We start from the raw sequence: 13148 nt of genomic DNA, 5'->3' as shown, positions 1-13148 counted from the left end.
CCGAGGTCTTCCTCGGGCCGTTGCCATAAAGAAAGCCCGCCGCAGCTGCGGACAAGAGGCCAAGACAGGGGAACCCAGATGATAGACGTCGAAAACCTGCACAAACATTTTGGCGGCTTTCATGCCGTTGATGGCGCATCGCTTAAAATCCAATCGGGGTCGATCACCGGATTGATCGGGCCGAATGGCGCGGGAAAGACCACGCTTTTCAATGTGATCGCAGGACGACTGCCGCCAACCTCGGGGGTTGTGCGGATGGACGGCGAAGACATCACCGGTCTGCCGCCGCATCAGCTGTTCGACAAGGGGCTGTTGCGCACCTTTCAGATTGCGCATGAATTCGGCTCGATGACCGTGCGCGAAAACCTGATGATGGTGCCGGGCAATCAATCGGGCGAAAGCCTGTGGAACGCGTGTTTTCGTCGTGGGGCTGTTGCCGCCGAAGAACGGCGTCTGCGCGAAAAGGCCGATGAGGTGCTCGAGTTTCTGACGATCTCGCATCTGGCCGACAACCGCGCTTCTGACATCTCGGGCGGGCAGAAAAAACTGCTCGAGCTGGGCCGCACTATGATGGTTGACGCCAAGATGGTGTTTCTGGACGAGGTGGGCGCGGGCGTCAACCGCACGCTTTTGAACACCATCGGCGACGCGATTGTGCGGCTGAACCAAGAGCGCGGCTATACCTTTTGCGTGATCGAACATGACATGGATTTCATTGCCCGCATCTGTGGTCCGGTGATCTGCATGGCCGAGGGCAAGGTTTTGGCCGAGGGCACGATCGACGAGGTCAAGAACAACGAGCGGGTGATCGAGGCCTATCTGGGCACCGGCCTGAAGAACAAAGTAAAGGGGGCGGCACATGGCTGAGCCGTTTTTGATTGGCGAGAGCATGACCGGCGGCTATGGCGCGGTCGATATCTTGCACGACTGTACCATTGCCGTCGACAAGGGCCAGATTGCGGTGATCGTCGGGCCAAATGGCGCTGGCAAATCCACCGCGATGAAGGCGGTCTTTGGCATGCTGAATTTGCGCGGCGGCCGTGTGGTGCTGGACGGCGAAGATATTACCAAGCTGACGCCACAGGCCCGCGTGCGCAAGGGCATGGGCTTTGTGCCGCAGACCAGCAATATTTTCACTTCGATGACGGTGGAAGAAAACCTCGAGATGGGGGCTTTCATCCGCGAAGACGATATCAAACACACCATGGCGCAGGTTTACGACCTGTTCCCGATCCTGAAACAAAAGCGGTTTCAGGCGGCGGGCGAGCTGTCGGGCGGGCAGCGCCAGCAGGTGGCCGTGGGCCGCGCGCTGATGACCCAGCCCAAGGTTTTGATGCTGGACGAACCCACCGCAGGCGTCTCGCCCATCGTGATGGACGAGCTGTTTGACCGCATCATCGAAGTGGCCCGCACCGGAATCTCTATCCTGATGGTAGAACAGAACGCGCGACAAGCGCTTGATATTGCAGACAAAGGCTATGTTTTGGTGCAGGGCGCGAACCGCTTTACTGACACCGGACAAGCTTTGCTGGCCGACCCAGAGGTCCGCCGTTCCTTCTTGGGGGGTTGAGGCTATGGATATGCTAAACGCGCTTGTCGCCTTTTTGAACTATGTCTTCGTGCCGGCCATGGCCTATGGCAGCCAATTGGCGCTGGGGGCGCTGGGGCTGACCTTGGTCTTCGGCATCTTGCGGTTTTCCAACTTTGCCCATGGCGACACCATGGCCTTTGGCACCATGTGCGTGATCGGGGTGACGTGGCTGTTCCAATCTTGGGGCATCAGCTTTGGCCCGCTGCCCACTGCCCTGCTGGCCCTGCCCTTTGGCATCGTGCTAACGGCCGCCTTTGTGCTGGCGACCGACCGGATGGTCTACCGATTTTATCGCGTGAAAAAGGCAAAATCGATCATTCTGGTGATCGTCTCGACCGGCGTGATGTTCATCACCAACGGCCTGACCCGCATCATCATCGGCCCGGAAGAGCGCAATTTTCTGGACGGCGAGCGCTTTGTGATCACCGCAGGTCAGTTCAAGGCCTTGACCGGCCTGACCGAAGGGCTTGCGGTCAAAAGCACTGTCGCGATCTCGGTTCTTGTGGCGGCGCTTTGCGTGGCAGCGCTGTTTTGGTTCTTGCAGCGCACCCGCGAGGGCAAATCCATGCGCGCTTATTCCGACAACGAAGATCTGGCGCTGCTGTCTGGCATCAACCCCGAACGCGTGGTCATGGTGACATGGATCATCGCGGCGGCGCTGGCGACGATTGCAGGCACCCTTTACGGTTTGGACAAATCCTTCCGCCCCTTTATCTATTTCCAACTGCTGTTGCCGATTGCGGCCTCGGCGGTGGTGGGCGGGCTGGGCAGCCCCTTGGGCGCGATTGTCGGCGGCTTTATCGTCGCCTTTTCCGAGGTCTTTGTGACCTATGCTTGGAAAAAGGTCGTGGGCTATCTGGTGGTTTTGGACCTAGAGCCGACCACGCTGCTGCAACTGCTGTCGACCGATTACAAATTCGCCGTCAGCTTTACCATTCTGATTATCGTGCTGCTGTTCCGGCCCACCGGCATTTTCAAGGGGAAATGAGATGAAGCGTAACCTTTCCCTTTTCGCAGCCGTTGGGGTGCTGTTTTTGCTGACAGGCATGTTCCAAAGCTGGAACCTTGCTTTGCAGATTTTGAACATCGGCGTGATCTCGGCGATCATGGCTTTGGGCGTCAATATGCAATGGGGCTATGCCGGGCTGTTTTCCACCGGCATCATGGGATCGGTGGCGTTGGGCGGCTTGGCGGTGGTGATTGTTTCCAGCAAACCCGTGCCCGAGGCTTGGGCTGCCGGTGGGCCGCGTCTGCTGCTTGGCCTTGGCTTTGGCATTGCCGTGCTGTTTGCGGCGATCTTTGCCCATCGCAAGATGAAACCGGGGCGCGCGCGCGGCTGGACCTTGGCCGCGATCCTGATTGGCGGCTTCTTCGCCTATCGTGCGATTTTTGACCCGGCCGCCGATGCAATCGAGGCATTCAACCCAGCCACCGCCGGCAATATCGGCGGGCTTGGGCTGCCGTCTTTGCTGGCTTGGCCGGTGGGGGGGCTGTTTGCTGGGCTTGCGGCTTGGGCGATTGGCAAAGCGGTCTTGGGTCTGCGGTCGGATTATCTGGCAATTGCGACCTTGGGCATCGCCGAGATCGTGCTGGCGGTGATGAAAAACGAAGACTGGCTGGCGCGCGGGGTGAAAAACATCATCGACCTGCCGCGTCCTTGGCCAGTGCCCTACGAGGTTGATCTGCAAAAAAGCGCCGAGTTTCTAAAGCTTTCCAACGATTGGGGATTGGATGCGACCCAAGCCTCGACGATCTTTGTCAAGCTTTTGTATCTGTTGATCTTTACCGTGGTTCTGCTGGCGGTGATCTTTTTGTCAGAGCGCGCTTTGAACAGCCCATGGGGCCGGATGATGCGCGCGATCCGCGACAACGAGGTCGCAGCAAGTGCGATGGGCAAAGATGTCACCGCGCGGCATTTGCAGATCTTTGTGATCGGATCTGTTGTCGTGGGGATCGCAGGCGCGATGCTGACCTCGATGGAGGGGCAGCTGACGCCCAACAGCTACACCCCGCTGCGCTTTACCTTTCTGATCTGGGTGATGGTGATCGTTGGTGGCTCGGGCAACAACTGGGGCGCGGTCTTGGGCGGCTTGCTGCTGGGGTGGCTGTGGTTGATCGTGGAAAACGCAGGGCCGGTGGCGATGGGCTATATCACTATGCCGATGCCAGATGGTCTGCTGAAAGACCACCTAATCACCGCGGCGCCGCATTTGCGGCTGGTGACTTTGGGCTTGGTGCTGCTTTTGGTGCTGCGCTTTAGCCCCAAGGGGCTTATTCCCGAGAAATAGCCGCAGCGGGCCAAAGCCCCCAATCCTGCCCCATAAAGTGGAAAACCTCCTGCGGCGCGGCCGTCAGGGGGTTTTCGTTTACGCGGCCAAACACCGTGCCTTGCGGATGCGCAAGCGCCCAAAGCCGCAGGCTGTCCAGATCGGGGGTCAGCGCCACGGGGTTGGTCAGGCGTCCTAGAAAATTCACCTCGGCATGATATTCAACATTGCTGACCGCAAGGCCATTTGGCGCAAGCTGGGCCAGCCGATTGGCCAAGGCTTGCCCGTCATAGCTGGGGTAAAGCGAGGTCAGCACGATCACCGCGTGCAGCCCCAGCGCAAAGCCCGCCCCCATCGCCACGCGCCCGATGTTTTGTGGCAAAAGCCGCGACAGCAGCGCCAGCGCCAGTAGCACCCCGCCAAAGCCCGTCAGCGGCCAAAGCGGCGCAATCGGGTCCATATGGGCGGGCATGGCGATCAGCCCCTGCCCCAAACCAATCGCCAAAACCGCCGCAATCGCCAGACCCACCCCGCCCCAGCCACGCAGCGCCTTGGCACTGGCAAAGCCCACCATCAACGCCACCGCCGGAAAGGCCGGGATCAGGTAATGCACCTGCTTGCCCGAGATCATCGAAAACAACAGCAAAGCCGAAACCGCCCAAAGCGCGCAAAACCGCAACGCCGGCTCTGCACGCCACGCCTGCCCGATCGCGCGCCAAAGCGCCCAAGACCAGCCCCAAGGAAACAGGATCAGCGGCAAAAGCGCGATCAAAAACCACAGCGGGCGATCATGCGCCATCCCGCCCGCCACCCGTGCGGCCGATTGGGTCCAGAGCAGCTCTTTGATAAAGGCCGGTGGTGCGGTGGCCAAAGTCGGCACCAACCACAGCGCCACCAGCGCCAAAGTCACCAGCAGCGTCAGACCAAAGCCCTTGGCGGCCACGCGCAGCTGCGGCGGATGCTCAGCCCAAAGCCGCATTCCCAGCAGCAGCGGCATCAGATGCACGAAAATCACCGGCCCCTTGGCATAGATCCCAAAGGCCAGCGCCAGCCCAAATCCGCCCCAAGCGCGTGCTGTGTGATCGCCCTGCCCGATCCGCCAGATCGCAGCCGCGCCAGCCAGCACACAAAGCCCCAAAAGCGCGTCAAACATCGTGGACGAGCCATAGGTCAGAAACACCGGAAAGCTGATCAGCGCCAGCATCGCCCGCGACGGCAGCGCGGTATCTTGCGGCCACAACCGCCGCGCAAGCATCCCCGTGCCCGCCACCATCGCGACCGCGCAGGCAGGCCCCACCAAGCGCGCGGTAAATTCGCTGACCCCAGTGACAAGCCAAACCAAATTGATCATGGCAAACAACAACGGCGTCTTATGGGTATAAAGCTCACCATTCTTGGTCAGATGCAGCGGATCATGGCTTTGCCACATCTCCCAAGCCACGCTTAGATATCGGGTCTCATCTATCGGCAGCAAGGGGCGCATCGCCACCAGCGCCATCAAAAGCCCAGCCGTTGCCGCCAAAATCGCCCAAAATGACACCCGCATCATCGCTCTCCCTTGCCTTTGGTCTTGGTAGCGCAGCGCCGATGTTTGGTCCATGCCGCAATCAGCCCGAACAAGCCGACAAAACCGACGCATCTTTGTCGCAAAAGCAACGACGAGCGCCGGAAAACCGATTATCCCTAAGCAAAAGGCGTGTCGCGCCGGATGCAAAGAAGGATTTCCCTATGAAAACCCATACCCGCGTTGTGGTCATTGGCGGTGGCGTTGTCGGCTGTTCGGTGCTTTACCATCTGACCAAGCTGGGTTGGTCGGATGTGATGCTGATTGAACGCTCCGAGCTGACCTCTGGCTCGACTTGGCATGCGGCAGGCGGCTTTCACACCCTGAACGGCGACACCAATATGGCCGCTTTGCAAGGCTATACCATCCGGCTTTACAAAGAGCTGGAGGCGATCACCGGCATGTCTTGCGGGCTGCACCATGTTGGCGGCATCACGCTGGCCGACACCCATGAACGCTTTGACCAGCTAAAGGCCGAACGCGCCAAGCACCGCTATATGGGGCTGGATACCGAGATTTTGGGGCCGGAAGAGATCAAGGCCTTTACCTCGGGTCTGGTCAATCTGGAAGGCATTGTCGGCGCGCTTTACGACCCGCTGGATGGCCACCTTGACCCTTCGGGCACCACCCACGCCTATGCCAAGGCCGCGCGGATGGGCGGGGCCGAGATTGTGCTGCACAACCGCGTGCTGGAAACCAACCCCACCGCCGAGGGCTGGGAAGTGGTCACCGAAAAAGGCACGGTCTACTGCGAACATCTGGTCAATGCAGGCGGGCTTTGGGCGCGCGAAATTGGCGCGATGGCGGGGGTTTACCTGCCGCTTTTGCCAATGGCGCACCAATATCTGGTCACCGATGATATCCCCGAGATCATGGATATTCTGAAAACCGGCAAGGAATTCCCGCATGTGATGGATCCGGGCGGCGAAAGCTATCTGCGCCAAGAGGGGCGCGGGCTGTGTATCGGCTTTTATGAAAAGCCCTGCGAGCCTTGGTCGGTTGATGGCACGCCCTGGACCTTTGGCCACGAGCTGTTGAACGAATCCTTTGATAAGATCGAAGATTCGGTGAACTTTGCCTATCGGCGTTTCCCCGTGCTGGAACGCTCGGGCGTCAAGCGGGTGATCCACGGTCCCTTTACCTTTGCCCCCGATGGCAACCCGCTGATTGGGCCTGTGCAGGGGCTAAAGAACTATTGGTCGGCCTGTGCGGTGATGGCAGGCTTTAGCCAAGGCGGCGGCATGGGGCTGGCGCTGGCGCAATGGATGATCGAAGGCGAGGTCGAACGCGACCCGCGCGGCTTTGACGTCAGCCGCTTTGGCACCTGGACCTCGCCCGGCTATACCGTGCCCAAGGTGATCGAGAATTATCAGATGCGGTTTTCGGTCGGCTATCCGAACGAAGAACGCCCGGCAGCCCGGCCGTTCCGCGTCACCCCGATGTATGACAAATTCACCGAGATGCGCGCGGTTTGGGGCCAGCAATACGGGCTGGAAGTGCCAAACTACTACGCTTTGCCCAACGAGCCGGTCTATGAGACCCCCACCTTCAAACGCTCGAACGCTTGGGAGGCCACGCGCCAAGAGGTCATGGCCGTGCGCGAAGGCGTTGGCATCAACGAGGTGCAGAACTTTGGCAAATACCTTGTCAAAGGCCCCAAGGCCCGCGCTTGGCTTGATCGCATCATGGCCGGCACCATTCCAAAGGTTGGCCGCCTTAGCCTGACACCGATGCTGGCGCATTCGGGCAAGATCTTTGGCGATTTCACCGTGTCTTGTCTGTCCGAGCAGGAATTCCAGCTGACCGCCAGCTATGGCGCGCAGGGCTGGCATCAGCGCTGGTTTGAACAGAATATGACCGAGGGTGTCACGGTCGAGAATATCTCGGATGCCCGCTCGGGCTTTCAAATTGCGGGGCCAAAGGCGCGCGAGCTGTTGTCGCGCGTCACCCGCGCCGATGTCTCGGCCGAAGCCTTCAAGTTCATGGATGTCAAACCGATGACCGTGGGCATGGCAAATTGCATCGTGCAGCGCGTCAGCTATACCGGCGATCTGGGTTACGAGATCTTTACCGACCATATGTCGGTGCGCCATCTTTGGGATGTGCTGACGGCCGCCGGCAGCGATCTGGGCCTGCGCGCCTTTGGCATGCGGGCGATGATGAGCCTGCGGCTGGACAAATGGTTCGGGTCTTGGGGGCGCGAATTCAGCCCCGATTATACACCTTGCGAAACCGGGCTTGACCGCTTTATCCGCTGGAACAAAGACGCCGATTGGATCGGCAAGGCCCCTGCGATGGCCGAAAAGGCGGCAGGCGCGAAACGCCGTCTGGTGACCTTTATTGTCGATGCCAAAGACGCCGATGTGGTGGCTTGGGAGCCGATCTGGCTTGAGGGCGCGGTGGTGGGCTATTGCACCTCGGGCGGCTATGCGCATTTCAGCCAAAAGTCGGTGGCGCTGGGGTTCTTGCCTGCCGACAAGATCAAAGATGGTCTGGAATGCGAGATCGAGATCTTGGGCGAGCGGCGGCGCGCCGTGGTGCATCTGGCCCCGCTTTGGGATGGCGACGGCGCAAGGATGCGGGGCTGACAAAGCCTGCCCTTATCGTGCAAGATAGGGGCAGATCAGCGGTTGCAAAGGGCAGCGATGCAGGGGCTACGAATTGTTATTCCGGCGGCAGGTGCCTCTTCGCGGATGCGCGGCGGCGACAAGCTGCTGGAGCAAGTCGAGGCCATGCCACTGCTGCGACGCCAAGCCATGCTAGCGCTTGGGCTTTGCGCCGATGTCGTGGTGACGCTGCGACCCAGCGATGTGGCGCGTCATGCGGTCTTGCGGGGCTTGAAGCTTCAGATTGCTTGGGTGGTGCAGGCCTCCGAAGGCATGGCGGCCTCGATCCGCGCCGGCAGTCTGGGGGCAAGCGGCAGCGTAATGATCCTGCCCGCCGATATGCCCGAGCTTGACCACAGCGATTTGCAGACCCTGACCCAGGCCTTTGCGGCGGCGCCGCAGGCGATTTGGCGTGGTGCAAGTGCCGGTGGGCTCGCAGGCCATCCGGTGATTTTCCCTGCCGATCTGGTGGGACAGTTACAAGAGATCTTGGGCGATGCAGGCGCTCGTGCGGTGCTGGGGGCAAACGCAAACCGGATCCGGCTGTGCCCGCTGGCGGCAGAGCATGCGCTCACCGATCTGGACACGCCCGAGGATTGGGCGGCTTGGCGCGCAAAGGCCAAGCCCTCGGCGGCAAAAGCAACACCCTAAAGCGCCGCGCTAATAGGTCACGGTGACAACGATCTGATCGCTATAGCTTCCGGTGGCGGGCGTTTGCGGGCTGAAAATCCGGCCAAAAACCGTCAGCACTTGGGCGCTGCCACTGCCGGTGCCTGCGGTCTGACTGGCAGGGCTGGTGCCCCAGTCCAGGCTGCGGCCCGCGTCGTGATAAACCCCATAGGCCAGCAAATCGCTGCCACTGAGCATGCGCCGTCCGCTTGGCCCCGCATCCACCGCATGCAGGCCAAAGCCAAGCCCAACCGTATAGGGCGCGGCATTGGTGCAAGAGACGGTGATCTGCGCGCTTTGATCGATCGGCGCGGTGATCTGGCGCGAGATCAGGCCGAAATCCATCGCGGTGACGCTGACGCTGCAACTGGATGTCAGCTCGGCCCTGACGCTAAAGCTGCTGGCAACGCCGGTCTGGGTGCAGCTGACCTCACCATAGGTCATCGTGGCTCCAAGGCCCGCATCAAAGCTCGAGGTGTAAAGCCCCACCACCGCCTCTGCCCCAATCGCGGTGATCTCGCCATAAAGCATCGGTGTGATCAAAGCCGCACCATTGGCGTCCAAGGTCAACGGATAGCTGCGCATCTGCCAGACCTCACCTCCGTGGGAAAAGCTGTTCTGACCAGTCAGCTGATAGCTGAGCGGGGCAAGCCCCTGCCCCGCAAGGCTGCGCGGCGATTGCCCTGCCGCCGCGCCGCCGCTGCCTGCGCCCAGACTGACACAGCTCTGCACCACCGCCCCCGCCGTGCCACCGCTGCAAGAGATCGCCACCGGCCCGCTGGTTTGCAGCACAACCCCGTCGCGCACCGAGATCACCCCGAAATCCAATGAGGCAATATCAGCCCGACACACCAAACCCGCCTGCGCCGCACAGGGCAGCAGCAGCGCAAAACCGAAAGTCAAAATCATCGACCTCATTTGCAGATCACACCTTCAATATAGGCTTGCAGGCCTTTGACTTTTTCATAGGCAAACGCGGCCTCGCAGCGGCTGGTCTGGGTGCTGACGCTCAGTCGGTTGTGCTTGTGCAACCCCTCGACCCAGACCTCGCCATCATATCCAACCACGAAATCCTCACCCGTCCCGCGCAGGCGGGCAATCGCACCGCTGGGCACAAAGCCCCCCGCCACATCGCGCAAAACCACAATCGCGGCATTGGGAGAACCACCGCGAAAATCAACCGTGACCCCACCCCCGCGCGCTGGCACCACATCTTGCGCTGTCGCCGCCAGATTGATGTCAAGCGGCACATCCAGCGGATTGACCGAGATTTTATTGATCCGGTAGGATTGCAAATCCGGCAGAAGCGCCCTGCCAAACAGGCCCGTGCGTGCGGCTTCGCGGTTGTTCAGCTGCACAGGAACCTGCGGCACCCCCAGTTTGACCACCGCAAAGGCGTCTTGGATCGGCGGGCTGGCAAAAAGCCCGCCGCCGGCAAAGACCAAAGCCCCCTCTAAACTGGCGCGCGCAGTGACACGCTGTTGCGCCTTGTTCAACACAAGCTCGGCGCGCCCAATCCGGCTTTGATAGGTGCCGCGCACACTGGCCGCGGTGTCCGAAAGATTGAGCGTATAGCCAAAGCTGCCCGCCGCACGGCTGGCATGGCGCGACAGGCTGGAAGACAGCGTCCCCCCCCTGTCGGCTGTCCTGCCGCAGATCGGCGCTTAGATAGGTGCGCAGGCCCAATGGCATCGACACCGCCATCGAGACGCCAGCGCCGCCATCTCCGACCAGGTCCTGAAAGGCGTTAAAGCGCAGCGCCGTTTTTTGTGCGCGGCGGCGAAAGCCGTAAGAGGCCGAGACGATCAGATTGCTGCCGCTGTCGCGCTTGGTATGGATCAGGCTCAGGCCAAAGCTGTCGCCCTTGGCCCTTGGCGGGAAGGTAAGAAACAGCGCATCGGTGGCCTGCACCCCATCTTGCCCCAGCTGCGGTTGAAAGGCTGTGCTTAGATCCTGATAGCCGGCAAGATTGCGCCGCATGCGGAGCCGCAGCCCAACGCCCAAAAGCTCGCTGCGCAAAGAGGCCGTCCAAAAGCCACCGCTTTGCACCCCGTTTTGGCTTTTTCCAGCGGCCAAGTTGATCTCGGCGCGGTGAAACAGCGCAGCCCCCAACCCCAGCCCCACCACCGCCAAACCCGCCATCGTCTCGCCATGCGCCTCAAGCGTCAGCCGATCCGTCACCCCATAGCGCAGGCTGACAGCACTTGCCGCACGCCCGCTGTAGTTTTCCGCCGCATTGCCAAAAGCCCGCCGCAGCCGGCCATGATCAAGGCTGTAATCCAAAACCCCCTTAGCGAGCAGGCTTTGGGTGGCGAAAAACGGCACCCGCGCCACCTGCTCGCTGCCGCCTTCATCACGCAGCACAAACACCGCCTCGCCACTGCTGGTGATCATCGGCACATGGCTTAAGGTGAAAGGCCCGGGCTCGATCGCACCAGAATAGGCACGCACATTGTCGACATAAACTTCAAGCGTCGAGGGCAGATTGGCCATGCCAGCATAAGACAGCAGCGGATTGGTCATCACATCATCGCGCAGCGAGAAATCGCGGTGCAGCTGCACCCCGCCCATGCGCACCGGCCGCGTCCAAGCCAAACCGCCAGTGCTGACATCGCCCAACGTCAGGCTTAACATCCGGCTGGGGCTTTGCAGCGTAAAAGCGGTGTCATAGCGGCTGAACCTCGCCGCAGCCCTGCTGGTCAAATCAGCGTTTAAGGATCCGGTCTGGGTCAGCACGCCAAAAGGCGTGACAGCCCGCAGCTCTAACCCGGCAAAGAGCGTGCTGGGTCGAAAGCCCTCAAACAGAATGTTATCACCAAGGTTGCTGCTGACTTGATAGTTCAACACCACCCCATAGCCGCCTTGCGCCTGCAACGGGTCTTGCGCCGCCACCGCTGAAAGCGCCACCGGCATCAGCATGGCGGGCGGAACCGTCAAATACATCGCCTGCGCATCAGGATCATAATCATAGCTGAGACCGGAGATCTGATCCAGAAACACCGTCTTACCCAAGGCCCGGGGCACTGCAAGGCCGGCAAGCTCTAGATCCTGCGCCTGTGCCGACATCCGATCAAAGGGCAAGAGCAGCTGAAACTCACTGATCACGCCCGTGTCGCGCCCATTGATATAGACCAGCAGAAACAGCGTCTGATTGGCCTCTGCTGCCGCCTGAAACGACAGCCCCGAAAGATCGGACTGCGCCCATGCCGGTTGCGGCGCAAAGCCTGCAAACAGTACAAGCGCAGCCAAGACCACCCCGCCTCGACCAAGGCCAAAGCAAAGACCCAGACAAAGGCTCGGGGGTCGCAGGGCGCTAAGGGTCAGCTTTGCTACCAAAACACAAAGGCACCGATAGCCGAATGGCAAAGTTCAGCGTTAATTTCGCAGGCCTGCGGCTTGGCAATTGGTCGATCAAAACCCGATAACATTCTTGTCCCCGCACCGCTGTTTTCGCCGTCCGCACCAGACGGATGGTGATTTCCTGATTGGGCTTCATCCGCAGTGCAGGCGGACTTGCCACCACATCGCGCGTCGCCACCAGCGTGCCTTGACCACCATCGCGCAGCCAGCGCATCACCCGCACCTGCCCCAAACTTTCGCCCGGCCCGCTGACCTTGACCTTCAGAATGGCCGTCGTCACATCGCCGGCCACCTGGATCGAGGTCGGCGAGACCATGAACTCGGTGGCAAAAGCCATAGAACTTAGACTGCCGGCCCCCAGCATCAGCCCGATCGCAGCCACGGCCCTCAGCCTTGGCAACAGCCAGATCACGGTGTAAAGGTCACGGTAAGGCCGATGGTATCGCTAAAGCTGCCCATCGCAGGATTTCCGCCATTGGCAATATCACCATAAAGCGTCACGGTATAAACCTTATCGCCAGTGTCAGCCACCAGGGTTGCCACTTCGTTAATAGCCATATCAGTCAAGGTAATAGGCGCCAAAACCAATAAATAAGGCAAGTAATCACCGGTATTGGCTTTCATCGCGCGCACAGCCCCGACCGCATTCGCCGAATTCAGGCCACCGCCAACAATGATCGTCGAAGGCGCACCACCTGCGGCGTTGCAGGTCAAGGTGATCAACGAGGATGCCGTAGTATGCGCCGAACGGCTGATCTGGCCAAAGTTCATCGCCCCAGCAGACAGCGTGCAAAACCGCGCGACCGTCGCGCTGACCGCGATATTGCCCGCCGCTGTTTCAGCAGCAGAAACCGTCAAAGGCGCAAAAACCAGCAAGGCGCAAAAAGCGCTCGCCAAAGTAGAACTCGTTTTCATTAAAGTCTTTCTTCCACTGCGACAGCAGTTGGATTAGGGACGATCAAAGAAGTTCGAAAGTCCTTGGGCCTCATAACGTTATATTCACAAAAATCTATCTAAATACTGAAATAAAACAGAAATATGACGTTTTAAATCATTTAGAGTCGATATATTCGCTTATGCCGTTGCTTTAG

The 13148-nt window shown here is 60.2% G+C and carries 11 protein-coding genes and 1 pseudogene; 6 read left to right on the top strand and 6 right to left on the bottom strand.

Annotated features, from left to right (window positions below; all coding sequences use genetic code 11):
• The first annotated feature begins 78 nt into the window (after window positions 1–78).
• Genes V7Q10_RS09345 through V7Q10_RS09330 form a run of 4 tightly spaced genes read left to right on the top strand, consistent with a single transcriptional unit; the run spans window position 79 to window position 3879 of the window.
• The gene (locus V7Q10_RS09345) at window positions 79–867 is read left to right on the top strand and encodes an ABC transporter ATP-binding protein (protein ID WP_333868817.1); all 789 of its coding nucleotides are present in this window, start codon (window positions 79–81) and stop codon (window positions 865–867) included.
• Window positions 860–1570, top strand: a complete 711-nt coding sequence (locus tag V7Q10_RS09340) for an ABC transporter ATP-binding protein (RefSeq protein WP_333868816.1) — start codon at window positions 860–862, stop codon at window positions 1568–1570. The genes V7Q10_RS09345 and V7Q10_RS09340 overlap by 8 nt, the downstream gene beginning before the upstream one ends.
• A gap of 4 nt (window positions 1571–1574) precedes the next feature.
• Window positions 1575–2579 (top strand): branched-chain amino acid ABC transporter permease, encoded by a 1005-nt coding sequence (locus V7Q10_RS09335; protein ID WP_333868815.1) that lies wholly within the window; start codon window positions 1575–1577, stop codon window positions 2577–2579.
• 1 nt (window position 2580) lies between these two features.
• Complete coding sequence (locus V7Q10_RS09330) at window positions 2581–3879, top strand: branched-chain amino acid ABC transporter permease (protein WP_333868814.1); 1299 nt, start codon at window positions 2581–2583, stop codon at window positions 3877–3879.
• Here V7Q10_RS09330 and V7Q10_RS09325 read toward each other — a convergent pair.
• A complete protein-coding gene (locus tag V7Q10_RS09325; protein WP_333868813.1) occupies window positions 3863–5407 on the bottom strand; it encodes an ArnT family glycosyltransferase in 1545 nt (514 codons plus the stop codon). The two genes, V7Q10_RS09330 and V7Q10_RS09325, sit on opposite strands and share 17 nt — an antisense overlap.
• A gap of 179 nt (window positions 5408–5586) precedes the next feature.
• On the opposite strand from V7Q10_RS09325, the gene V7Q10_RS09320 reads away from it, so the two are divergent.
• Entirely contained in the window at window positions 5587–8010 is a 2424-nt protein-coding gene (locus V7Q10_RS09320; protein ID WP_333868812.1) for a GcvT family protein, read from the top strand.
• A gap of 57 nt (window positions 8011–8067) precedes the next feature.
• On the top strand, window positions 8068–8679 hold the full coding sequence (locus tag V7Q10_RS09315) for a nucleotidyltransferase family protein (protein ID WP_333868811.1): 612 nt from the start codon (window positions 8068–8070) through the stop codon (window positions 8677–8679).
• Window positions 8680–8688: 9 nt separating this feature from the next.
• Here the strand turns inward: V7Q10_RS09315 and V7Q10_RS09310 are convergent, their stop codons facing one another.
• The 5 genes and pseudogenes from V7Q10_RS09310 to V7Q10_RS09290 form a co-directional block, all read right to left on the bottom strand.
• Entirely contained in the window at window positions 8689–9615 is a 927-nt protein-coding gene (locus V7Q10_RS09310) for a Csu type fimbrial protein (protein WP_333868810.1), read from the bottom strand.
• Window positions 9612–10196: a fimbria/pilus outer membrane usher protein gene (locus tag V7Q10_RS09305; RefSeq protein WP_333868809.1), complete on the bottom strand. Its 585-nt coding sequence runs from the start codon at window positions 10194–10196 to the stop codon at window positions 9612–9614. Before V7Q10_RS09305 ends, V7Q10_RS09310 begins: the two co-directional genes overlap by 4 nt.
• A gap of 667 nt (window positions 10197–10863) precedes the next feature.
• Window positions 10864–11331 (bottom strand): annotated as a pseudogene (locus V7Q10_RS09300) (fimbria/pilus outer membrane usher protein); the annotation flags it as partial.
• A gap of 679 nt (window positions 11332–12010) precedes the next feature.
• Window positions 12011–12439: a fimbrial biogenesis chaperone gene (locus V7Q10_RS09295; RefSeq protein ID WP_333868808.1), complete on the bottom strand. Its 429-nt coding sequence runs from the start codon at window positions 12437–12439 to the stop codon at window positions 12011–12013.
• Window positions 12440–12465: 26 nt separating this feature from the next.
• Window positions 12466–12972 carry a spore coat protein U domain-containing protein gene (locus V7Q10_RS09290; protein ID WP_333868807.1) on the bottom strand — a complete coding sequence of 169 codons (507 nt, stop codon included), beginning with the start codon at window positions 12970–12972 and terminating at the stop codon, window positions 12466–12468.
• Between the last annotated feature and the right edge of the window lie 176 nt (window positions 12973–13148).

The organism is Cypionkella sp. (assembly GCF_036782355.1).
Lineage (GTDB): Bacteria > Pseudomonadota > Alphaproteobacteria > Rhodobacterales > Rhodobacteraceae > Cypionkella.
The sequence above is the reverse complement of the archived record's forward strand: the minus strand, read 5'-3'. Positions and strand labels throughout refer to the sequence as shown.

What these genes read in the sequence shown, in the direction of transcription:
- V7Q10_RS09345 (WP_333868817.1), top strand. Translation starts at nt 79, where the DNA reads ATGATAGACGTCGAAAACCTGCACAAACATTTTGGCGGCTTTCATGCC.
- V7Q10_RS09340 (WP_333868816.1), top strand. Translation starts at nt 860, where the DNA reads ATGGCTGAGCCGTTTTTGATTGGCGAGAGCATGACCGGCGGCTATGGC.
- V7Q10_RS09335 (WP_333868815.1), top strand. Translation starts at nt 1,575, where the DNA reads ATGGATATGCTAAACGCGCTTGTCGCCTTTTTGAACTATGTCTTCGTG.
- V7Q10_RS09330 (WP_333868814.1), top strand. Translation starts at nt 2,581, where the DNA reads ATGAAGCGTAACCTTTCCCTTTTCGCAGCCGTTGGGGTGCTGTTTTTG.
- V7Q10_RS09325 (WP_333868813.1), bottom strand. Translation starts at nt 5,407, where the DNA reads ATGATGCGGGTGTCATTTTGGGCGATTTTGGCGGCAACGGCTGGGCTT.
- V7Q10_RS09320 (WP_333868812.1), top strand. Translation starts at nt 5,587, where the DNA reads ATGAAAACCCATACCCGCGTTGTGGTCATTGGCGGTGGCGTTGTCGGC.
- V7Q10_RS09315 (WP_333868811.1), top strand. Translation starts at nt 8,068, where the DNA reads ATGCAGGGGCTACGAATTGTTATTCCGGCGGCAGGTGCCTCTTCGCGG.
- V7Q10_RS09310 (WP_333868810.1), bottom strand. Translation starts at nt 9,615, where the DNA reads ATGAGGTCGATGATTTTGACTTTCGGTTTTGCGCTGCTGCTGCCCTGT.
- V7Q10_RS09290 (WP_333868807.1), bottom strand. Translation starts at nt 12,972, where the DNA reads ATGAAAACGAGTTCTACTTTGGCGAGCGCTTTTTGCGCCTTGCTGGTT.